At 71.4% G+C, this 21966-nt stretch carries 20 protein-coding genes; 18 read left to right on the top strand and 2 right to left on the bottom strand.

Annotated elements, in window-relative coordinates:
- The first annotated feature begins 95 nt into the window (after positions 1-95).
- Positions 96-1112 carry an LLM class flavin-dependent oxidoreductase gene (locus AB4Z14_RS05665; protein ID WP_442274351.1) on the top strand — a complete coding sequence of 339 codons (1017 nt, stop codon included), beginning with the start codon at positions 96-98 and terminating at the stop codon, positions 1110-1112.
- 113 nt (positions 1113-1225) lie between these two features.
- Here AB4Z14_RS05665 and AB4Z14_RS05660 read toward each other — a convergent pair whose 3' ends face one another.
- Entirely contained in the window at positions 1226-1669 is a 444-nt protein-coding gene (locus tag AB4Z14_RS05660; protein ID WP_442274350.1) for an SRPBCC family protein, read from the bottom strand.
- A 100-nt stretch (positions 1670-1769) separates the two neighbouring features.
- Here AB4Z14_RS05660 and AB4Z14_RS05655 point away from each other — a divergent pair, with 100 nt between their 5' ends.
- From AB4Z14_RS05655 to AB4Z14_RS05635, 5 genes are all read left to right on the top strand, one after another.
- Complete coding sequence (locus AB4Z14_RS05655) at positions 1770-2804, top strand: ABC transporter ATP-binding protein (protein ID WP_442274349.1); 1035 nt, start codon at positions 1770-1772, stop codon at positions 2802-2804.
- Positions 2801-3547, top strand: a complete 747-nt coding sequence (locus tag AB4Z14_RS05650; protein WP_056780814.1) for an ABC transporter permease — start codon at positions 2801-2803, stop codon at positions 3545-3547. Before AB4Z14_RS05655 ends, AB4Z14_RS05650 begins: the two co-directional genes overlap by 4 nt.
- Positions 3544-4677 (top strand): sensor histidine kinase, encoded by a 1134-nt coding sequence (locus tag AB4Z14_RS05645; RefSeq protein WP_442274348.1) that lies wholly within the window; start codon positions 3544-3546, stop codon positions 4675-4677. Before AB4Z14_RS05650 ends, AB4Z14_RS05645 begins: the two co-directional genes overlap by 4 nt.
- Entirely contained in the window at positions 4674-5288 is a 615-nt protein-coding gene (locus AB4Z14_RS05640) for a response regulator transcription factor (protein ID WP_442274347.1), read from the top strand. The genes AB4Z14_RS05645 and AB4Z14_RS05640 overlap by 4 nt, the downstream gene beginning before the upstream one ends.
- Positions 5289-5386: 98 nt before the next feature.
- The gene (locus AB4Z14_RS05635) at positions 5387-5755 is read left to right on the top strand and encodes a YciI family protein (RefSeq protein WP_082620062.1); all 369 of its coding nucleotides are present in this window, start codon (positions 5387-5389) and stop codon (positions 5753-5755) included.
- 85 nt (positions 5756-5840) lie between these two features.
- Here AB4Z14_RS05635 and AB4Z14_RS05630 read toward each other — a convergent pair whose 3' ends face one another.
- Positions 5841-6509, bottom strand: a complete 669-nt coding sequence (locus AB4Z14_RS05630; protein ID WP_442274346.1) for an HdeD family acid-resistance protein — start codon at positions 6507-6509, stop codon at positions 5841-5843.
- Positions 6510-6670: 161 nt separating this feature from the next.
- Between AB4Z14_RS05630 and AB4Z14_RS05625 the strand changes: the two genes are divergently transcribed.
- The 12 genes from AB4Z14_RS05625 to AB4Z14_RS05570 all read left to right on the top strand — a co-directional run bounded on the left by AB4Z14_RS05625 (position 6671) and on the right by AB4Z14_RS05570 (position 21441).
- Complete coding sequence (locus AB4Z14_RS05625) at positions 6671-7900, top strand: ATP-grasp domain-containing protein (RefSeq protein ID WP_442274345.1); 1230 nt, start codon at positions 6671-6673, stop codon at positions 7898-7900.
- Positions 7901-7921: 21 nt separating this feature from the next.
- Positions 7922-8848 carry a hypothetical protein gene (locus tag AB4Z14_RS05620; RefSeq protein ID WP_442274344.1) on the top strand — a complete coding sequence of 309 codons (927 nt, stop codon included), beginning with the start codon at positions 7922-7924 and terminating at the stop codon, positions 8846-8848.
- 5 nt (positions 8849-8853) lie between these two features.
- Entirely contained in the window at positions 8854-9996 is a 1143-nt protein-coding gene (locus AB4Z14_RS05615; RefSeq protein ID WP_442274618.1) for an alpha/beta hydrolase-fold protein, read from the top strand.
- A 28-nt stretch (positions 9997-10024) separates the two neighbouring features.
- Positions 10025-10753 carry an esterase family protein gene (locus AB4Z14_RS05610; RefSeq protein WP_442274343.1) on the top strand — a complete coding sequence of 243 codons (729 nt, stop codon included), beginning with the start codon at positions 10025-10027 and terminating at the stop codon, positions 10751-10753.
- Between the two features lie 102 nt (positions 10754-10855).
- Positions 10856-13258 (top strand): ATP-binding cassette domain-containing protein, encoded by a 2403-nt coding sequence (locus AB4Z14_RS05605; protein ID WP_442274342.1) that lies wholly within the window; start codon positions 10856-10858, stop codon positions 13256-13258.
- A 13-nt stretch (positions 13259-13271) separates the two neighbouring features.
- Positions 13272-14273 carry a serine hydrolase domain-containing protein gene (locus AB4Z14_RS05600; RefSeq protein WP_442274341.1) on the top strand — a complete coding sequence of 334 codons (1002 nt, stop codon included), beginning with the start codon at positions 13272-13274 and terminating at the stop codon, positions 14271-14273.
- Between the two features lie 280 nt (positions 14274-14553).
- Positions 14554-15843 carry an ABC transporter substrate-binding protein gene (locus tag AB4Z14_RS05595; protein ID WP_442274340.1) on the top strand — a complete coding sequence of 430 codons (1290 nt, stop codon included), beginning with the start codon at positions 14554-14556 and terminating at the stop codon, positions 15841-15843.
- A gap of 2 nt (positions 15844-15845) precedes the next feature.
- Complete coding sequence (locus tag AB4Z14_RS05590; protein WP_442274339.1) at positions 15846-16886, top strand: carbohydrate ABC transporter permease; 1041 nt, start codon at positions 15846-15848, stop codon at positions 16884-16886.
- Positions 16879-17742: a carbohydrate ABC transporter permease gene (locus tag AB4Z14_RS05585; RefSeq protein WP_056823666.1), complete on the top strand. Its 864-nt coding sequence runs from the start codon at positions 16879-16881 to the stop codon at positions 17740-17742. Before AB4Z14_RS05590 ends, AB4Z14_RS05585 begins: the two co-directional genes overlap by 8 nt.
- Positions 17743-17780: 38 nt before the next feature.
- The gene (locus AB4Z14_RS05580; protein ID WP_442274338.1) at positions 17781-19010 is read left to right on the top strand and encodes a Gfo/Idh/MocA family protein; all 1230 of its coding nucleotides are present in this window, start codon (positions 17781-17783) and stop codon (positions 19008-19010) included.
- A gap of 81 nt (positions 19011-19091) precedes the next feature.
- Entirely contained in the window at positions 19092-19505 is a 414-nt protein-coding gene (locus AB4Z14_RS05575) for a hypothetical protein (RefSeq protein ID WP_442274337.1), read from the top strand.
- A 118-nt stretch (positions 19506-19623) separates the two neighbouring features.
- A complete protein-coding gene (locus AB4Z14_RS05570; RefSeq protein WP_442274336.1) occupies positions 19624-21441 on the top strand; it encodes an ABC transporter substrate-binding protein in 1818 nt (605 codons plus the stop codon).
- The last annotated feature ends 525 nt before the right edge of the window (positions 21442-21966 follow it).

Here is a 21966-nt window from a genome sequence, read left to right as displayed (position 1 = left end):
TTCGGCGCGAGAGGGCGATCCGGATTGTCGGTCGCCCGGCGGCGGCGCGTGTGCGGCGGTGGGAAGAGCACGGGCGCCGCCGTTGTTGACCGCACGTGAAGAACATCGGATTCCTCTCGTTCGGCCACTGGAACCCGTCGCCGCACTCGGGCACGCAGTCGGCGTCGGACGCCCTGCTCCAGTCCATCGACCTCGCGGTGGCCGCCGAGGAGCTCGGCGCGGACGGCGCCTACTTCCGGATCCACCACTTCGCGCGCCAGCTCGCGTCGCCGTTCCCCCTGCTCGCCGCGGTCGGGGCGCGCACGAGACGGATCGAGATCGGGACGGGCGTCATCGACATGCGCTACGAGAACCCGCTCTACATGGCGGAGGACGCCGGCGCGGCCGACCTCATCTCCGGCGGGCGGCTCCAGCTCGGCATCAGCCGTGGGTCACCCGAGCAGGTCGTCGACGGCTTCCGCTACTTCGGCTACGAGCCCACCGACGGCGACCACGCCGCGATGGCACGCCAGCACACCGAGGTCTTCCTCGACGTCCTGTCCGGCCGGGGCTTCGCCGAGCCGAACCCGCGCCCGATGTTCCCCAACCCGCCCGGGCTGCTCCGCATCGAGCCGCACGCGCCGGGGCTGCGCGACCGCATCTGGTGGGGCGCCGGCAGCCGGGCCACCGCCGAGTGGACGGCTCAGCAGGGGATGAACCTCATGAGCTCGACCCTGCTCACCGAGGACACCGGCGTGCCCTTCCACCAGCTGCAGGCCGAGCAGATCCAGCGCTTCCGCGACGCGTGGACGGCAGCGGGGCACGAGCGCGAGCCGCGGGTCTCCGTGAGCCGCAGCGTCTTCCCCATCGTCGACGACCGGGACCGCGCGTACTTCGGCCGCGAGTCGGCGAGCCAGGATCAGGTGGGCCACATCGACGGCGGGACGGCCCGCTTCGGCAAGACGTATGCCGGTGAGCCCGACCAGCTCGTCCGTGACCTCGCAGAGGACGAGGCGATCGCCGCCGCCGACACGCTGCTCCTCACCGTGCCCAACCAGCTCGGCGTCGACTACAACGCGCACGTCATCGAGAGCCTCCTGACGCACGTCGCTCCGGAGCTCGGCTGGCGCTGACCGCCGCGGTCCCGCACGGTCCCCCACGACGCACGACGTCCGTCCGGCGTGGAGTGGCCACGCACGGGAGCAGATCCGCGCGGCACTTCGTGTGTCGCGCGGGCCCGCGCCCCTCAGCCGCGCGCGAGCAGCTTGCGGAGGGTCGAGCCGTATGCCGCCCCGGCCACCTTCGCGACGAGGGGGTCGAGGAGCGCGGGCACGCCTCGCACCCCGATGCGCTGCGTCCACCGGACCGTCGACCCGGCGGCCGTGGGGGTCACGAGCAGGTCGATGCGTCCGCGGACGACCTTGCCCTCCTTGCGGATCCGGGCGCTTCCGGCCGAATGTGCCGTCGGCTGGACCACCGACTGCACGACCATGACGTCGTCGAAACCCACCGGCCCGACGCCCGTCCGCGCGACGAAGCGCGACCCCTCGACGAGCTCGCTCGCGCCCATCGCCTCGCCCGTCACGGTCGTGAGCGGGATGACGGCGGTGTGCGCGCGCAGGTCGAGGATCCGCCGCCACGCCTCGGGTGCGGGCAGGGGTGAGTCGAGGTGCACCTCGAAGTCGGCCATGGGGTCAGTCTGTCCGGTCCGGCGCCCCGTGACACCTGTCACGCGCAGGACGTGACGCCTGCTGCTGACGCGGAGCATCGCCGAGCGGGAGAGTTGGACCATGACCACCACACCTCGTCCGGTCTACGGCGCCTCGGGGGCGCCGGCGATCGAGCTGCGTTCGCTCGTCAAGAGCTTCCCCTCCCGACGCGGGTCCCAGGATGCCGAGGTCCGTGCCGTCGACGGCATCGACCTGCGCATCGAGCCCGGCGAGGTCGTCGCCTTCCTCGGACCCAACGGTGCCGGCAAGACGACGACACTCGACATGGTGCTCGGCCTCACCGAGCCGACGAGCGGCACGGCCGAGGTCTTCGGCCGGCGTCCTCGCGAGGCCGTCGTCGGCGGGCACGTGTCCGCCGTTCTCCAGACGGGTGGGCTCCTGCGCGACCTCACCGTCCGCGAGACGGTCCGGATGATCGCGTCGACGTATGCCGTCCACTCCCTGGTCGACGAGGTCATCGACCGTGCCGGGCTGAGGTCGCTCGCCGACCGTCGCGTCTCCAAGTGCTCGGGCGGCGAGCAGCAACGGCTGCGCTTCGCCCTCGCCCTCCTGCCCGACCCCCGGCTGCTCGTCCTCGACGAGCCGACGGCGGGCATGGACGTCACGGCCCGGCGCGACTTCTGGGACACGATGCACGCGGACGCCAGTGCGGGCCGCACCGTCGTCTTCGCCACGCACTACCTCGAGGAGGCCGACGCCTTCGCCGACCGCATCGTCCTCATCGCCGGCGGCCGCATCGTCGCCGACGGCACGACGGCCGAGATCCGGTCGCAGGCGAGCGGACGCACCGTCTCCGCGACGCTGCCGCCGGGCTCGGTCGCCGAGTCCGTCGCGAGGCTGCGGACGGTCGGCGGCGTGCACGAGGTCGAGGAGCGCGGCAACCGGGTCGTCGTCACGGCCGGCGACTCCGACACCGTCGCGCGGCTGCTCCTGCTCGAGCTCGGCGGCACCGACCTCGAGATCGTCACCGCCGGCCTCGAGCAGGCATTCATGACCCTGACCGGTGACGGCCGCGACTCCCGTGACGCCCGCGACACCGGCAACGCCCGCGACGCCCGCGACGCCACGACCCCCGACGAGGAGCTCGTCCGATGAACGCCACCTTCACCCTGCTCGAGATGCGCCGAATCACGCGCGACTGGGCGGGCATGTTCTTCACCGCGGTGCTGCCCGCCTTCTTCTACCTCATCTTCGGCGCGACGGTCGACGCCAAGGACGCGACCATCGGCAACGGCAACGTCGCGATGTACGTCATGATCAGCATGGCCGCCTACGGCGCCGTCACCGCGACGACGAGCATCGGCGGCAACGCGGCCGTCGAGCGACAGCAGGGCTGGGGCCGCCAGCTCGGGCTCACCCCGCTCGCCGACTCGTCCTACATCGCCATGAAGGCGCTCATCGCCATGACCGTGGCGGCCGTGCCGATCCTGCTGACCTTCGCCCTCGGAGCTGCGACCGGCGCTCGCGGTTCGGCGCAGGCCTGGGTGCTCAGCGCGGTGCTCTGCCTCGTCGGGTCCGCCGTCTTCGCCGTCTACGGCCTGCTCGTCGGCACGGCGTTCCGCTCCGAGGCCGCGGTCGGCGCCGCGAGCGGCACCATGGTGATCTTCGCCTTCCTCGGCAACGTCTTCATCCCGCTGTCCGGTGCGCTGCTGGCGTTCGCGAAGTTCACGCCGCTCTACGGGTACGCCGCCCTGGCGCGCTATCCGCTCACCGAGGGCTACCTGCCCGACGGGTCGCAGGACCCGCTGTGGGTGCCGATCGTCAACGTGCTCGCCTGGCTCGCGATCTTCGGGACCGCTGCCGTGCTCCTCGTGCGCCGCGGCCGGGAGCGCCAGTGACCCAGCGGGCGTCGGTCTCCGGCGTCCCGGGCGCCCCGGCCGCCGCCCCGGCGCCGGGGCGCAACCCGTGGGAACGCTTCGGCTGGGTCGTCCAGTCGGTGTGGCTGGTCTTCCTCGTCTTCCCCGTCATCGCGATCGTCTCGAGCGGTCTGCCGGCCTGGCAGGTCGTGCTCGGGCTGGCGCTCGTGCTGACCTTCGCGGTCGTCTACGGCCTCGGCGCGCAGCACCTCCAGCGCCTGCACCGCAGGTGCGCGCCGACGCAGCGTCGGGGTGTCGGCTACCTGGTCGTGCTCGTCGGCTGCGCGGTCGGGCTCGTTCCGCTCATCGGCGCCGGCAGCCTCAGCTTCCTGCCCTTCATCGTGTCGTTCGGGATGTTCGCGCTGCCGCTCGCGTGGTCGATCGCCCTCGGCATCGCGTGCGTGGCGGTCGCGACGGCGGTCGCGGTCTTCGTCGACCCGGACGAGGGCACCTGGGTCGTGGCCATCATCGTCTTCGCCGTCGGTGCGATGACCGGGGCGGTCCGGCTCATGACCGACCGAGGGGAGGACTACGAGCGGATCTCGCGCGACCTCGCCATCGTCGAGGAGCGCGAGCGCGTGGCCCGCGACGTCCACGACGTGCTCGGTCACTCGCTCACGGTCGTCACGGTCAAGGCCGAGCTGGCCGAACGTCTCGTCGACCTCGACCCCGAGCGGGCCAAGGGCGAGCTCGCCGAGATCCAGGCCCTGAGCCGTCAGGCGCTCGCCGAGATCCGGGCGACCGTCGGGGGCCTGCGGGTGGCCCGCCTCGGCGACGAGCTGGCCTCGGCTCGCACGGCGCTCGCCGGCGCCGGCATCGAGGGCAACGTGCCCGACGACCCGAGCGCGGTCGATCCCCGCCACCGCACGGTCCTCGCCTGGGTGCTGCGCGAGGCGACGACCAACGTCGTGCGCCACAGCGACGCCGACGCCTGCTGGGTCGAGCTCGACTCGAACCGTCTGACCGTCCGCGACGACGGACGCGGCCTCGGCGAGCGGCCGGAGGGGAACGGCATACGCGGGCTGCGTGAGAGGGTCGAGGCCGCGGGAGGTCGGCTCTCGATCGAGACGGGCCCCGAGGGCCACGGGACCGTGCTGGAGGTGGTGCTGTGAGCACGACGATCAAGGTGCTGCTCGCCGACGACCAGGCCCTCGTGCGTGGGGCGCTCGCGGCGCTGCTCGCGCTCGAGCCCGACCTCGAGGTCGTGGCCGAGGTGGGGCGCGGTGACGAGGTCGTCGACGCCGCCCGTGCCTCAGACGCCGACGTCTGCCTCCTCGACATCGAGATGCCGGGCGTCGACGGCATCGCCGCCGCGGCCGCCGTGCGCGATGCGCTCCCCGGCGTACGCACGCTCGTCGTCACGACCTTCGGCCGCCCGGGCTACCTACGTCGGGCGCTCGAGGCCGGCGCGTCCGGGTTCGTCGTCAAGGACACTCCTGCCCGCCAGCTCGCCGAGGCCGTGCGGCGCGTGCACGCCGGGCTCCGCGTCGTCGACCCGTCACTCGCCACCGAGTCGCTCGTCGACGGTGCCAACCCCCTGACCGAGCGCGAGCGCGAGGTGCTCGGGGTCGCGCTGCGCGGTGGCACCGTCGCCGCCATCGCCGGGGTCGTCCACCTGTCGCCGGGCACGGTCCGCAACCACCTCAGCGCGGCCATCGGCAAGACCGGCACGTCGACGCGCGCCGAGGCCGCCCGCGTGGCCCAGGAGCGTGGCTGGCTCTGACCGGCCTTTCGAGGATCGAAGTGTCGAGTCGGGTCGCCCCCGTTCGACGTCGTGGTGGAGGCTGGGACGGACCCGGCACGAGACGCAAGGAGAGACCGATGCGCTACCTCATGATCCACAAGATCGACGAGTCCCGCCCCGAGGCCTGGAACCCGAGCCAGGAGTTCCAGGACGCGATGGGCGCGCTCATGTCGGAGTACGCCGAGTCGGGCATCCTGCTCGCCGCCGAGGGCGTGACGCAGAGCAAGGACGGCGCGATCCTCCGCAAGACCGAGGGCGCCGGCGTCACGGTGACCGACGGCCCGTTCAGCGAGGCGCGCGAGGTCATCGGCGGCTTTGCCCTCGTCAACGTCGAGAGCAAGGAGCAGGCACTCGAGCTGGCCGGGAGGTTCGCCTCGCTCTTCGACGAGGTGTCGGTCGAGGTCCGCCGGGTCTACGAGTTCGAGGACCTGCCGCAGCCGTCCTGAGCCGACCGACGTCGTGGAGGTTCGCACCCCTCGGACGGGGTGCGAACCTCCACGCTGTCGTATGCCGTCCGGTGCACCGAGCGGGTCAGGCCGTGGCCGGCGCCGGGGTGCTGCTGCTGCTGCCGGCGGTCCGACGCGCCATGAGGGCCGCGACGAGCTCGACGATGCCGATGACGATGAGCGCGATGCCGGCGATGCGGGTGAGCACGACGAGCGACGAGCCGGGGAAGATCGCGACGACGAGACCGCCGAGGATCGAGACGACGCCGCTGACGATGAGGAAGACGCGGGTGCCGGTCGTCCGGTCGGAGCCGAAGCCCTGGACGAGCGCGGCGATGCCCTCGGCGATCCAGCCGATCGCGATGAAGATGGCGATGACGGCGAGCGAGGTCCCGGGCCGGAAGAGGCAGATGATGCCGGCGATGATCGAGAGCACGCCGAGCCCGATGGAGACGGGCTTGAGCCAGCCCGGGTCGCTCGGCAGGTCGCGCGTCACCGACAGGCGGACGGCCCCGGCGACGATGAGCTGCAGCCCGAACAGGATGGCCACGATGAGCAGGGTCGCCTTGGGCCAGACGAGCACCATGATGCCGAGGATGACGGACAGGATGCCCATGGCGATGAGGGCGCCCGACCATCCGGAGGAGGTGGCCGGGGACGCCCACGTGGCGGCGGCCTCGCGGCGCGTCCTCGGTGCGTCGGGTGCGGGGTCGGTCGGGTCGGGTGACGCTGCGTTCGGGACGGTGCTCGACATGGCTTCCTCCGTAAGGGGTGAGTGCTGCCCGAGGTGCGGCACCACCAGTCTCGTCCTCGTCAGCCCCCGGCGCGCGCTTTTGCCCCGCGACCCGCGCGGCGGCACACGGGGCGAGCGGCCGTCCGTGGCGGGCCTCCCGGTGGACCGATAGCGTCGACGCCGTGAACATCATCTTCGTGGAGCCGTCGTTCCCGGCGAACCAGCGTCGCTTCGTGCACGCCCTCGCCTCGGTCGGCGCGAACGTCTACGGCATCGGTGAGTCCGACGAGGCGCACCTCGGCGACGAGGTGCTGGGCGCGCTCCGCGGCTACTACCGCGTCGGCTCGGTGACGAACGTCGACCAGATGGTCGAGGCGGTCCGCTACTTCCAGGACAAGGTCTGGATCGACGCGCTCGAGGCGACCGTCGAGGCGCACACGATGCCGGCGGCGCAGGTCCGCGAGGCGTGCGGCATCCCCGGCACGAGCGTCCGCACGACCTGGCTGTGCCGCGACAAGCCGTCGATGAAGGAGGCGCTGCGCCAGGCGGGCGTGCCCACCGCGGCGAGCGCGGCCGTCGACTCGGCCGCCGAGGCGCGCGCGTTCGCCGAGCGCGAGGGCTACCCGCTCATCCTCAAGCCGCGCGCGGGCGCCGGCGCCCAGGGCACGGTGCGCGTCGACTCCGACCACGAGCTCGAGCAGGCGCTCCAGGGCTACGCCCGCGAGGGTGCGAGCTCGATCGCCATCGAGGAGTTCGTCGAGGGTCACGAGGGCTTCTACGACACGATCAGCCTCGACGGCCAGGTCGTGCACGACTGGGCGACGCACTACTACCCCAACGTCCTCGAGGCGATGCGCCAGCGCTGGATCTCCCCGCAGTTCATCACGACGAACCGCATCGACGAGCCGGGCAATGCCTTCTACACCGAGGTGCGTGAGCTCGGGCGCCGCGTCATCGAGGCGCTCGGCATCGAGACGTCGGCCACGCACATGGAGTGGTTCTACGGCCCCAAGGGCCTGAAGTTCAGCGAGATCGGCGCCCGCCCCCCGGGTGTCGGCGCCTGGGACGTCTACTCCGCGGCCAACGAGGTCGACGTCTACCGCGAGTGGGCGCACGTCATCACCCACCGCGCGCCCGAGCGCCAGATGCAGCGCACGTATGCCGCCGGCATCGTCGCGCTCCGCCCCGACCACGACGGGTCGATCACCGGCTACACCGGCATCGAGGAGATCCAGTCGCGCTACGGCGAGTGGGTCATCGACGGCCACTTCCCGCCGGTCGGGCACGGCACCCAGGGCGTCGAGGCCGGCTACATGGCCAACGCGTGGGTGCGACTGCGCCACCCCGACTTCGACACGGCGCGCGCCATGCTCGACGACGTCGGCCGCACGATCCACGTGCACGCGGGCTGAGCGCGGCTGAGCCCTGTCCTGATGTCGACGACGATCCTGCTCGGCCCCCAGCGGTTCACGACGACCGTGGGCGCCACCGTGCGCTCCCTCGGCGTGACCGGCCGCATCGCCATGGTCAACTCCGGCTGGGAGGAGCGCGAGTCCGACGACGCCGAGCTCGCCGGCCACCTCGCCGGGCGCGGCGTCAACCTGCGCCTGCACCACCGGATGATGGACGTGCTGGCCAAGGACCAGCACTTCGCGGCGGCGGCGGTCGCGTTCCGCGACCGGATGGACGAGCTTCGGGCCTTCTACGGCATACGCCTCCAGGCGGCGATCGACGCCGTGCACGCCGTCGCGCACCGCACCTCGATCCACGCCGTCGGCCCCATCGCCGAGGAGTCCGCGATGGAGGCCGTGCGCGAGGTCGACCGGTGGTATGCCGCCGAGCTCGAGGAGCTGTACGGCTCGGTCCGCGCCACCGCGCCGCTCGACGAGAGCGGCACCATCGGCTGGCACCGGGGCGAGATCGGTGCGCTCCTCGACGAGTGCGAAGCGGTCGTCATCGCGGGTGGCAACGTGCGCACCCTGCTGCGGACGCTGCGCGTCTTCGACGTCACCCTCCGGCCGGAGCAGTCCGTGGTCGCGTGGTCGGCCGGTGCGATGGCCCTGACCGACGAGGTCGTCCTCTTCCACGACTTCACGCCCCACGGCGTCGCCGCGGCCGAGCTCCACGACCGGGGGCTGGGTCGGCTGCCCGGGATCGTCGCGCTCCCGCACGCCAAGAGGCGGCTGCTCCTCGACGACCACGAGCGCATGTCGGTGCTGGCCCGGCGCTTCGCCGAGCACCGGCTGCTCCTGCTCGACGACGGGGCCGTGGTGCGCTTCCCCGACGGCGCGACCGAGCTGCCGGTCGGTGCGCGCGTCATCGACCGCACCGGTCACGTCTCGGTGGTGGGGGTCGCGTGAGCGCCATGGAACGCCTCGCCGTCAACCGCCTCCGCGAGCGACTGCCGCTCGACGGCCCGACGATCGACCGCTTCGTCGAGCGCTACGGGTGCCCGATCATCGAGGGCGAGCGCGCGACCTTCCTCTACCGGGGCGACGTCGACGAGGTGTGGGTGCGCCACCGCGTCGTCGGTCTGCCGGATCCCCTGCCGCTCAAGCGGATCGGCGAGTCCGACCTCTGGGCCGTCACGACCGTGCTGCCCGAGGGGTCGCGGGTCGAGTACCAGATCGAGATCCGCAAGGGCGAGCACTACGAGCGCTTCAACGACCCGCTCAACCCGCGCCTGGCGCACAGCCCGATGGGGTCGTCGTCGGTGTGCGCGGCCATCGGCTACCGCGTGCCCGACTGGGTCGCCCACGACCCCGAGGCCCGCCCGGGCACCCTCGTCGAGGAGCAGGTCCACAGCAAGGCCCTGCGGCGCGACCAGCCGGTGCAGATCTACCTGCCGGCGCGCTTCAACCGGGCGCAGCGCTATCCGCTCCTCGTCGTCCACGACGGCACCGACTACCTCCAGTTCGCCGCGATGAAGACCGTCCTCGACAACCTCATCCACCGGCTCGACGTCGACCCGCTCGTCGCGGTCTTCGTGCCGCCCCGGGACCGGCTCAAGGAGTACCCCAACCACGCGCCGCACGCCCGGTTCATCGCGCGCGAGCTCGTGCCGCTGCTCACCGAGCGACTCCCCCTCATCGACACCCCGGAGGCGCGCTGCCTCATGGGCAGCTCCTTCGGCGGCATCGCGTCGCTGTCGACGGCGGTGCGCTACCCCGGCTTCTTCGGCTCGCTCATGCTCCAGTCCGCCTCGCTCGTCTTCACCGACATCGGCTTCGACCACGGCGGCGGCCCGGCCTTCGACCCGGTCGTGAAGTTCGTCAACCGCTTCCGGGAGAAGCCGTCCGCGGTCGTCGACCGTCTCTTCATGTCGTGCGGCGTCTACGAGCCGCTCATCACCCCGAACCGGTCGATGGTCCCGGTCTTCCGCCACGCTGGCATGACGGTGCGCTACACGGAGTCGCGCGACGGCCACAACTGGGAGAACTGGCGCGACCGTCTCGGTGACGGACTCGCGTGGCTCTTCCCCGGACCCCAGAAGTTCGTCTACGAGTGACGAGCGCAAGTGAGAAGGCAGGTCACCCATGAAGGTCACCGACCGGTGGTACTCCGACCGTCTGGGCCAGGACATCAGCGTCGCGAGGTGGGGCTCCTACGGCGCGCCCGTGCTGCTCTTCCCGACGGCGGGGGGCGACGCGGAGGAGGTCGAGCGGCACAAGATGATCGCGCACCTCGAGCCGCTCATCGCGGCCGGCCGCGCCAAGGTCTACTCCGTCGACAGCGTCGCGGGGCGGGCCCTGGCCGAGGGGCGCGGCACGCCCGACCACCAGCTCGCCCTCTTCAACGGCTTCCACGAGGCCATCGCCCGCGAGGTCATCCCGGCGATCCACTCCGACCTCGGCGGCCAGCCGATCCCGGTCACCGTCGCGGGCGCCTCGATCGGCGCCTTCAACGCCCTCGCCATCACGTGCCGCTACCCCGAGCTCGTGCAGTCGGCCGTGTGCATGAGCGGCACGTACGCCATCGAGCAGTTCCTCGGCGGGCACGTCAACGACGACCTCTACTTCAGCTCGCCGCTACGCTTCCTGCCCGGTCTCGAGGGTCCGGCGCTCGACGTGCTCCGCACGCGGATGATCGTGCTCGCCTCGGGCAGCGGCCGCTGGGAGGACGTCGGCGAGTCCCGTGCCGTCGCGCACGTCCTCGGCAGCAAGGGCATCCCCAACCGCGTCGACGACTGGGGCACGGCCTACGACCACGACTGGCCGACGTGGTGGGCGATGCTCCCGCTCTACCTCGACGACCTCCTCCCCTGACGGCATACGCCCTCTCTCCCGGTCGAGGGCCGCTCGGTCACGCGGTGAGGTCGTCGGGAATCGGGAGGCCAGGCGTGGGCGCGGGGCCGTAGCGTACGTCGCATGGAGTCGAAGAGCACCGCTGCGAAGACCGCGTCGCGCCCCTCCGCCGGGTCCCACCCGGCCGACGTCCACGACATGATCCGCGTCCAGGGCGCGCGCGAGAACAACCTCAAGGACGTCAGCCTCGACCTGCCGAAGCGCCGGCTCACGGCGTTCACCGGCGTCTCCGGCTCGGGCAAGAGCTCGCTCGTCTTCGCGACGATCGCCGCCGAGTCGCAGCGGATGATCAACGAGACCTACAGCGCCTTCGTCCAGGGCTTCATGCCGTCGCTCGCGCGCCCCGACGTCGACTACCTCGACGGCCTGACGACGGCCATCATCGTCGACCAGGAGCGGATGGGCGCCAACCCGCGCTCGACGGTCGGTACTGCGACCGACGCCAACGCGATGCTGCGGATCCTCTTCTCCCGCATCGGGACCCCCCACATCGGGCCGCCGACCGCCTTCGCCTTCAACGTGCCGACGCGGGTCGCGAGCGGCGTCATGAAGACCGACAAGGGCAACCGCCAGGAGACCTCGATCGTCCGCGAGGCGGTCTACCAGGGCGGCATGTGCGCGCGCTGCGAGGGGATGGGGTCGGTCAACGACTTCGACCTCACCGCGATCTACGACGAGAGCAAGTCGCTCGCCGACGGCGCGCTGCTCGTCCCCGGCTACAGCATGGACGGGTGGTACGGCCGGATCTTCAGCGGCGCCGGCCTGCCCATGGACAAGCCGGTCGGCAGGTTCACCGAGCGCCAGCTCCAGAAGCTGCTCTACGGACAGCCCGAGAAGATCAAGGTCGAGGGCGTCAACCTCACCTACGAGGGCGTCCTGTCGAAGGTGCAGAAGTCGATGCTGTCCAAGGACCTCGACGCGATGCAGCCGCACGTGCGCCGCTTCGTCGAGCGGGCGGTCACGTTCACGACCTGCCCCGAGTGCAAGGGCACGCGCCTGTCGCAGGAGGCGCTGAGCTCGAAGATCAAGGGCAAGAACATCGCCGAGCTGTGCACCATGCAGATCAGCGACCTCGCCGAGTGGCTCCGCGACGTCGACGACCCGTCGGTCGCACCACTCCTGCGGGGGCTGCAGCACCTGCTCGACTCCTTCGCCGAGATCGGACTCGGCTACCTCTCGCTCGACCGGCCCGCGGGCACGCTGTCCGGTGGTGAGGCCCAGCGCACCAAGATGATCCGTCACCTCGGCTCATCGCTCACCGACGTCACCTACGTCTTCGACGAACCGACGATCGGGCTCCACCCCCACGACATCGCGCGGATGAACCAGCTGCTGCTCCAGCTGCGCGACAAGGGCAACACCGTCCTCGTCGTCGAGCACAAGCCCGAGACGATCGCCATCGCCGACCACGTCGTCGACCTCGGCCCGGGCGCGGGTACCGCGGGCGGTGAGGTCGTCTTCGAGGGCACCGTCGAGGGACTGCGCAAGAGCGACACGACGACGGGCCACCACCTCGACGACCGGGTCAGCCTCAAGGACTCGCTGCGCGAGGCGACCGGGGCGCTCGAGGTCCGCGGCGCGTCGACCCACAACCTGCGCGACGTCGACGTCGACATCCCGCTCGGGGTGCTGTGCGTCGTCACCGGGGTCGCCGGGTCGGGCAAGAGCTCGCTCATCCACGGGTCCGTCGCCAAGCGCGACGGTGTCGTCGTCGTCGACCAGGGCGCCATCCGCGGCTCGCGCCGGAGCAACCCCGCGACCTACACCGGACTGCTCGAGCCCATCCGCAAGGCCTTCGCCAAGGCCAACGGCGTCAAGCCCGCGCTCTTCAGCTCCAACTCCGAGGGGGCCTGCCCGGCCTGCAACGGCGCGGGCGTCATCTACACCGAGCTCGGCGTCATGGCGACGGTCGAGTCGACGTGTGAGGAGTGCGAGGGCCGGCGCTTCCAGGCTGCGGTGCTCGAGTACGAGCTCGGCGGGCGCAACATCGCCGACGTGCTCGCCATGCCGGTGGCCGAGGCGCTCGACTTCTTCGACGCCGGGGAGGCACGCACCCCCGCCGCCCACACGATCCTCGAGCGGCTCGACGACGTCGGCCTCGGCTACCTCACGCTCGGCCAGCCGCTCACGACGCTGTCCGGTGGGGAGCGCCAGCGCCTCAAGCTGGCCACGCAGATGGCCGAGAAGGGCGACGTCTACGTCCTCGACGAGCCGACGACCGGCCTGCACCTCGCCGACGTCGAGAACCTGCTCGGCCTGCTCGACCGGCTCGTCGAGTCGGGCAAGTCGGTGCTCGTCATCGAGCACCACCAGGCCGTCATGGCGCACGCCGACTGGATCATCGACCTCGGACCGGGGGCCGGTCACGACGGCGGCAACGTCGTCTTCGAGGGGACACCGGCCGACCTCGTCGCCGACCGCCCGACGCTGACCGGCGAGCACCTCGCCGCCTACGTCGGGGCCTGACCGGGGGCGCGCCGTGGACCTCGACGCCGCGGTCGCCGATGTCGTGCGTGAGCACGGGTTCTCGGGCGTCGTCCGCGTCGACCGCGGCGGCGAGGTCGTGCACGCCTCGGCACACGGTCTCGCCGACCGTGCCCACGGCCTGCCCAACACGCTCGACACGCAGTTCGGGACCGCCAGCGTCTGCAAGGGCCTGACGGCGCTCACCGTGGTGAGCCTCGTGGCCGAGGGTCGCGTCGCCCTCGAGACCCCTGTGCGCGCGGTCGTCGGCGACGACCTGCCCGACATCGGGGAGGACGTCACGATCGAGCACCTGCTCTCGCACCGTTCGGGCATCGGCGACTACCTCGACGAGGACACCGACTTCGACGCCTCCGACTACGTCATGACCCTGCCGGTGCACCGGCTCGCCACGACCGAGGGCTACCTGCCGGCCCTCCGCGGACGACCGGCGAAGTTCTCTGCGGGAGAACGCTTCTCGTACTGCAACAGCGGCTTCGTGGTGCTCGCCCTCGTCGTGGAACGGCTGACCGGCACGAGCTTCCACGAGGCGGTCGAGGAGCGAGTCTGCGCCCGCGCCGGGACGGTCGACACGGCATACCTCCGCTCCGACGAGCTGCCGGGGCGCGCCGCGCTCGGCTACCTCGACGCCGTGGGGCTGCGCACCAACGTGCTGCACCTTCCCGTCCGTGGCAGCGGTGACGGTGGGATGTACACGACGGCCGACGACCTCCACGCGCTGTGGGACGCGTTCCTCGGCGGTCGCATCGTCGACCCGCCCTGGGTCGCCGAGATCCTGCGCCCGCGCACCGACGTCATGGACGACGGCCGGCGCTACGGCCTCGGTGTCTGGCTCGACGGGACGGGTGACGGGGTCGTGCTCAATGGCTACGACGCCGGCGTCTCGGCGGTGACCCGGCACGAGCCGTCGCGGTCCCTGACCTGGTCGGTCCTGGCCAACCGGAGCGACGTCGCACGGCCGGTGTCGCAGCGCCTCCGCGAGGTCCTGGCGGGCTGACGCCCACCCCTCGGGGAGTCCGCATCGCGGACCTCCGGGCGCGACGCCCCACGCCGTCAGTGATGCCTCCGGGCAACACACAGGGACCCGCGGCGGTCTGCTCTGCAGGCCTGTCCGGGGCCGGGATCCGACCTGTCCTACGGATTGACAGGTGATCGAATGTGATCGATTGTAGTCCCGCCCAAGCACAAACGAGCGATCAGGCTTGGGTTGCCCGATGACGTGCACCGGACCGCAGCGGCCTCCCGCCAGCCGCGGACCCCCACCCAAGGAGTCGCGAATGCGCAGAACGTCCACGCTGGCCGCCACGGCCGTGCTCACCCCGCTGCTCGTGCTCGGCCTCGCCGCGTGCGGCCAGTCCACCGGCGGCGCCACGGCCGACGCCCAGCCCGAGTCGGGGCCGGTCACGATCTCCTACGGCATCTGGGACAAGAACCAGATGCCGGCCATGCAGAAGATCGCCGACGAGTTCCACGCCGCGAACCCGAACGTCACGGTCAAGATCCAGGTGACGCCGTTCAAGCAGTACTTCACGACCCTGCAGACGGCCGCCGCCGGCGGTGGTGCCCCCGACGTCTTCTGGATGAACGGCCCCAACGTCAAGCTGTACGCCGCGAACCAGCAGCTGCTGCCCCTCGACCAGACGATCAGCCGCGCCAAGCTCGACCTCGCGAAGTACCCCGAGGCCCTCGTCGACCTCTACACCTACGACGGCAAGAGGTACGGCATCCCGAAGGACTTCGACACGATCGGCGTCTGGTACAACAAGGCGCTCTTCGACGCGAAGAAGCTCGCCTACCCCAAGGACGACTGGACCTGGGCCGACTTCCAGTCCGCCGCCCGCACGCTCACCGACAAGACCAAGGGCGTCTACGGCGCCGCGGCTCCCGTCGAGGACCAGGCCGGCTTCTACGACACGATCCCCTCGGCCGGTGGCCAGGTCATCGACGCCGCCGGCACCAAGAGCGGCTTCGACTCCCCCGAGGCGCTCCAGGGCATCGAGTTCTGGACCTCGCTCGTCAAGGACGGGGCGTCGCCGACGGTCCAGCAGATGACCGACACGAGCCCCGGCGACATGTTCAAGGCCGGCAAGGTCGCGATGTACTGGAACGGCTCGTGGGCCGCGGTCGAGTACAACGGCGTCCCCGAGCTCAAGGACGCCGTCAACGTCGCGCCGGTCCCCGCCGGGCCCAAGGGCCAGGTCTCGGTCATCCACGGCCTCGGCAACGTCATCTACGCCAAGACGAAGCACCAGGACGCCGCGCAGAAGTTCGTCGGCTTCCTCGGCGGTGAGCGCGCCGCGCAGATCCAGGCCGACGCGGGCGCGGTCATCCCCGCCTACGAGGGCACCCAGGAGGCGTGGGTCAGGGCGATGCCACAGTTCAACCTCAAGGCCTACGTCGACGAGGTCGCGACGGCCGTGCCCTACCCGGCGTCGAAGAACACCAAGGCGTGGACGACCCTCCAGACCGACCTCCTCACGAAGGTGTGGAACGGCGAGGTCGACGCGGCGACGGGCCTCAAGGACCTCGCCACGCAGATGAACGCGGCGCTCGCCAAGGAGAAGTGACCGTGGCGGGCGTGCTCACCGACCGGGAGCAGGCGTCGGGATCCGTCGGCGCGACCGCGCCGGGCGGCGCCCCGTGGGGGTCGGGGAGCCGGGGCGACACCCCGGCCCCCGGCCGCCGGCCCGGTCGATCCGGTCGATCCGGCGGAGCCGGTCGTGGCATGTCGCGGATGGCGCGCAACGACCTCTTCTGGGCGGCGGTCTTCATCCTCCCGACCCTGCTCGGCCTCGTCGTCTTCTACCTGTGGCCGGTCGTGCGCACGCTGCTCATCTCCTTCACGGAGACGGGGCCGTTCGGCGGGTCGGAGTTCGTCGGGCTCGCCAACTACGGCGCGCTGTTCGGCGACGCGCGCCTCTGGGAGACGATGCTCAACACCCTGACGTTCACGGTCGTCGCCCTGCTCGGCATCCCCGTCGCGCTCGTCGTCGCGGCGCTGCTCAGCACCGAGGGTCTGCGGGGGGTGCGCATCTACCGCGTCCTCTACTTCCTGCCCGTCGTGACGATGCCGGCAGCGGTCGGCCTCATCTGGCGCACGCTCTACAACGGCGACGTCGGCGTCATCAACGCCCTGCTCGGTCTCGTCGGCATCGAAGGCACGAACTGGCTCTCCAATCCCGCGACGGCGCTGTATGCCATTGCCGCAGTGGGCATCTGGCTCAGCCTGGGCACGCAGATCGTCATCTTCCTCGCCGCGATCCAGGGCGTGCCGAAGGACCTCTACGAGGCGGCCGCGCTCGACGGCGCGGGCCGCATCCGGCAGTTCTGGTCGATCACGCTCCCGCAGATCAGCCCGAGCGTCTTCTTCATCTCGGTGCTTGCCGTCATCGGCGCGCTGCAGACGTTCGACCTCATCTTCGTCATGACCGGGCCGACGAACCCGGCCTACCCGCAGACCGAGACGATCGTGGCGCAGTTCTACCAGCGGGGCTTCGTCGAGAACCAGCAGGGGTATGCCGCCGCGATCGCCCTGGTCATCCTCGTCGTCATCGTCGCGGTGACCGCCCTGCAGTTCCGGCTCCAGAAGAAGTGGGTGCACTATGTCTGAGCTCGCGACCCGCCTCCCTCGCGCCAGGGGGCGAAAGCGTCTGCGCCGCAACCACCTCGGCGTGCACGCCGTCCTCATCCTCGGCTCGGTCGTCATGGTCGGCCCGTTCTTCTGGGAGGTCATGACCTCTCTAAAGACGCTCGGCGAGACGCTGACCGTGCCGCCGACGGTCTTCCCCCGCTCGCCCCGGTGGAGCAACTACGGCGACGTCTTCGACACGCTCCCCTTCGGCCAGATGTTCTGGAACAGCACGATCCAGACGCTCGGGCGGGTGCTCGGCCAGCTCGTGCTGTGCTCGATGGCCGGTTACGCCTTCGCGCGCTTCGAGTTCCGCGGCCGGGGCCTGCTCTTCGGCCTCTTCCTGTCGGTCCTCATGGTCCCGAGCCAGCTCTTCCTGCTGCCGCAGTACGAGATCGTGTCGGGCCTCGGCTGGCTCAACTCGCTCCAGGCGCTCATCGTCCCCGGCCTCTTCAGCGCCTTCGGCACGTTCCTGCTGCGCCAGTTCTTCCTCAGCCTGCCGCGCGAGCTCGAGGAGGCCGCCAAGCTCGACGGCGCGAACCACTGGCAGATCTTCACCCGGATCATGCTGCCGCTCGCCAAGCCGGGTCTCATCGCGCTCGCCGTGCTCGACGTGCTGTGGTCGTGGAACGACCTCATGTGGCCTCTCGTGGTCAACAACGACCCGACGAAGATGCCGCTGTCGGTCGGGCTCGCCTCGCTGATCGGCCAGTTCTCCGTCGACACGACGACGCTCATGGCCGGCTCGGTCCTCGCGACGCTGCCGGTGCTCCTCCTCTTCGTCGTGCTCCAGAAGCAGTTCATCCAGGGGATCGCGTTCAGCGGCTCCAAGGGCTGAGACCCTCGAACCACCACCACCCGGAAGGTGCCCCACCCATGACCGAGCAGCCCCACCAGCCCGACCGGCCCGACCGGCCCGACCAGCCGGACCTCCGCATCGCGATCATCGGCTTCGGCCTGCGGGCCAGCCTCGCGAGGTACGCCCACCGTCCCGGTGAGGGCAGCCGCGTCACGGTCGTCTGCGACCCGGCCGAGCGGGGCCGCGCGGACGCCGCGGAGCGCATCGAGGGCGTACGCCTCGTCGACGGGCTCGACGAGCTGCTCGCTCCCGACGTGCGCGCCGACATCGACGCGGTGCTCGTCCTGACACCCGACCACGCGCACGCCGAGCACGCCGTGCGCACCCTGGAGGCCGGCATACCGACGTTCGTCGAGAAGCCGCTCGCGACGAGCGTCGCCGACGCCGACGCCGTGCTCGAGGCCGCGCACCGCACGGGCACGCGTCTCTACGTCGGGCACAACATGCGGCACATGCCGGTCGTCCGCGCGATGCGCGACGTCATCGAGGCGGGCACGATCGGCGAGGTCAAGGCGGTGTGGTGCCGGCACTTCGTCTCGGCGGGTGGCGACTACTACTTCAAGGACTGGCACGCCGACCGGCGCAACACGACAGGCCTGCTGCTGCAGAAGGGCGCCCACGACATCGACGTCATCCACTGGCTCGCCGGCGCCTACACGCGGCGGGTCAGCGCGGTCGGCGCCCTCGCGGTCTACGGCGACGTCACCGACCACCGCGACAACTCCGACCGGCGGATGGCCGACTGGTACTCCCTCGACAACTGGCCGCCCACCGAGCAGCGCGAGCTCAACCCGGTCGTCGACATCGAGGACATCTCGATGGCCAACCTCGTCCTCGAGGGCGGGGTGCTCGCCAGCTACCAGCAGTGCCACTTCACGCCGGACTACTGGCGCAACTACACCGTCATCGGCACGAGGGGCCGGCTCGAGAACTTCGGCGACGGCCCCGGCGCGCTCGTCAAGGTGTGGACCCGCCGCACCGACACCTACCGCGACGACGCCGACGAGGTCATCGAGATCCCGACGGCCGACACGACGGGTCACGGCGGCGCCGACCCGCTGCTCATCGCCGAGTTCGTCCGCTTCGCCCGCGACGGCGGCCCGACGATGACCTCGCCCGTCGCGGCGCGTGAGGCCGTGGCGGCCGGGGCCTCGGCGACGACGTCGCTGCGCACCGGCGGTGGCGCGGTCGACGTGCCGGCACTCGACCCCGCCCTCGTCGCCTGGTTCGAGGGCGGCCAGGCCTGAGGGGTATCAGCGGCGGGACCGGCGCCCTCTGAGGCGTAGGGGTCCGTGGCTCGAGCGGGCCCGTTCCCCGAAGGACGACCCATGAGCGTCACCGACGTCTTCCCGCTGATCAAGGCACCAGATGCCTGGCCCGTGCCGGTCGTCGCGACGGTCGCCATGGTCTGCCTCGCAGGGCTCGACCTGCTCGGGGCGGTCCTCGCCAAGGAGTGGGCCGAGAACGGCAGCGTGCGGGCGCTCGTGCTCGGTGCAGGCGCCTTCCTCGTCCTCTTCTGGGTGTATGCATCGTCGCTGCGGTACGCAGAGCTGGCCCTCGTGACGATGGGCTGGGTCGTCATGCTCCAGGTCGGGCTCGTCCTCATCGACCGCTGGCGCTACGGGGTGGAGCTGCCCACGGGCAAGTGGGTGGCCATCGGGGTCGTGCTCGTCGCGCAGGCCTATCTCGTGCTCGCGCCGGCGGCCGAGCAGGCGGGCGCCGCGGCGGCCTCCGGCAGCTAGACTTCCGACCACGGACAGGGGTGCTCCGGGTCGCCGTCGGTGCCACCTGCCACCGTGCTCTCCGTGCCCGCCGAAGTCCCGGGTCCGGTCTCCGGTCCGGGCGCCCCGAAGGAAGTCCATGCGTCGACGTCTCGTCCGCCCCACCGCGGTGGCGGCCCTCGGCGTGCTCGCGCTTGGCTCGGGTGCCGCATGCACGACGAGCACCGCGACGCCCGCCCCCACGCGAGGCACGACGGCGAGCACGACCCCCACCGCGGCGCCGACGAGCGCGGTCGCGCCGCTCGTCGTCGGGGCCGTCTTCGACCACACGACGCTCGACCCGACGCGGCAGTTCGACCGCAGCGGGGCGATGCTGACGCACGCGCTCTACGAGACCCTGACGACGCTCGACCCCGACGACCCGACCAAGGTCGTGCCCGGGATGGCGGAATACACCCTGTCCCCCGAGGGCCGGTGGCTGACGCTGCGGCTGCGCAAGGGCCTCGTCTTCTCCGACGGCACACCGGTGACGACCGACGACGTCCTCTTCACCCTCCAGCGCGCGCGAGGGCTGTCCGGTCCGGCCGGCTCGATCCTCGGCACCGTCTCGGCGGTCAAGGTGGACGACCGCACCTTCACGCTCAGCTCTCCCGGCTCGAACTTCGCCCTGCCAGCGATCCTCGCCAACCCTGCCTTCGGCATCCTCAACGCGACCGCGGTCAGGGCGCACGGCGGCACCATCGGCCCCGGTGACGAGGCGAGCTCCTACCTCTCGCAGCACTCGGCGGGCTCGGGCCCCTACGTCATCAAGAGCGTCAGCGGCACCTCCGAGGTGCGGCTCGCGGCCAACCCGATGTGGTCGGGGCCGACCCCTGCCTTCCCCGAGATCGTCGTGCGCAACCTCGACGCGCGGCGGCAGCTGGCCGCCATCGGGTCCGGCAGTGCCGACCTCGTGCTCGACCTCTCGCCGAGCCAGGCCGATGCGGCCACCGGCCGGCCGCAACGGTCGGCCGTCACGGTGACGACGATGCGGTCGAGCTCGCTCGTCTACCTCGCCCTCGGGCGCGACAGGGCCCTCAACCCGTGGACCGCCGACCCCGACTTCACCGAGGCGGTTCGCCGGGGCCTCGACCGTGAGGCGCTCGGCAGGGCTGCCGCGCCCGGGTCCATGCCCGCGGCGGGTCTCATCCCCGCGGGCATCGTCGGTGCCCTCGAGGACCTCGCGCCCTCGCCCGCGCCGACACCCACTGACGGCACCGGCACCGGCACCGACGGCACCGGGACCCCGACGCCCACGACGTCGACGACCTCGGTCACGCCGGCCCCGTCCTCGTCGGGCACCACGGCGACCCCCGACAGCATCCTCACGACCGGGGCGGACGGCATACCCACGCCTGTGGTGACGCTGCCCGTCGTGCCCCAGCGCGATCTCGCCGCGGCCAGGGCGGCGCTGCGTCGCTCCGGCTACAAGGGCCAGCCGATCCCGCTCTCGTATGCCGCCGACCTGCCCATCCAGGGCATCCCGACGAGCGCCCTGGCGGTGGCCGTGCGTGCGCAGCTCGCGCAGGTCGGCATCAAGGTGCAGCTCAACCCGGCGCCCGCGGCCCAGGCTGTCGCCGCCTACCGCAGCGGGCGCACCGCGTTCAGCCTGTGGAGCTGGAACCCCGACTACCCGGATCCCGAGAACTACCTCGCCTTCGCGCCGGGCGAGCTCGTCGGGTCGCGCGCCGGGTGGGAACGTGGCACCGACACGCTCGTCGACGACCTCACCGAGGCGGCGCGTTCGTCGGTGGGTGACAACCGGGCGGCTGCGTATGCCGCCTGGCAGCTCGCGATGAACCTGCGCAGCCCGTTCGTCCCCCTTCTCCAGCCGTCGACGCGCTTCGCGAGCGGCGAGCGGGTCAAGGTCCTGCCGGGCAACCCGGTCTGGACCGTCGACCTCGCCCGGCTCGGCTGACGAGCCGACCCACGGCGGCTCTCCTCAGGGGGTGCTCTCCAGGCTCTCGGTGGGCTCTGGGCGGCTTCTCCGTGGGCTCGTATGGGTGTCCGGACGGGCCTCCGGACGGCTCAGTGGAGAGCCTCGGGAGGGGGTCCGGAGGCCCGATTATGAGATCTCGGGGGAGGCCCTGTAACGTTCTCTTCGTCAGCCCGACAGGGAGCACCGGACGCCACCGCTGAGCGATACTTCGCTCGCGAAGTAGGCCGGTCCCGGGGTTGGCACCACAGAGAGAAGGACCGATCGTTCGGCCTGATCGACGTGGCAGCCCGCGTGTCTGGCGTGGCCGGTTGGGTCTGCTCCTCGGAGCCGGCGCCGATTTGGACCATCGCATCAAGGCGGGTAAGTTTGAAGGGTTGCCCCGGAGGCCTCCTCGTTGAGGTGGTTGATGGTGTGTGTCCGATTCTTGAGAACTCAACAGCGTGTCAAAAATCGATGCCAATTACCTCGTCCCGAGGCCTGGTTCGGTCCATCGTCTGGTGGTCT

Source organism: Terrabacter sp. 2TAF16 (assembly GCF_052115065.1).
Lineage (GTDB): Bacteria > Actinomycetota > Actinomycetes > Actinomycetales > Dermatophilaceae > Terrabacter.
The sequence above is the reverse complement of the archived record's forward strand: the minus strand, read 5'-3'. Positions and strand labels throughout refer to the sequence as shown.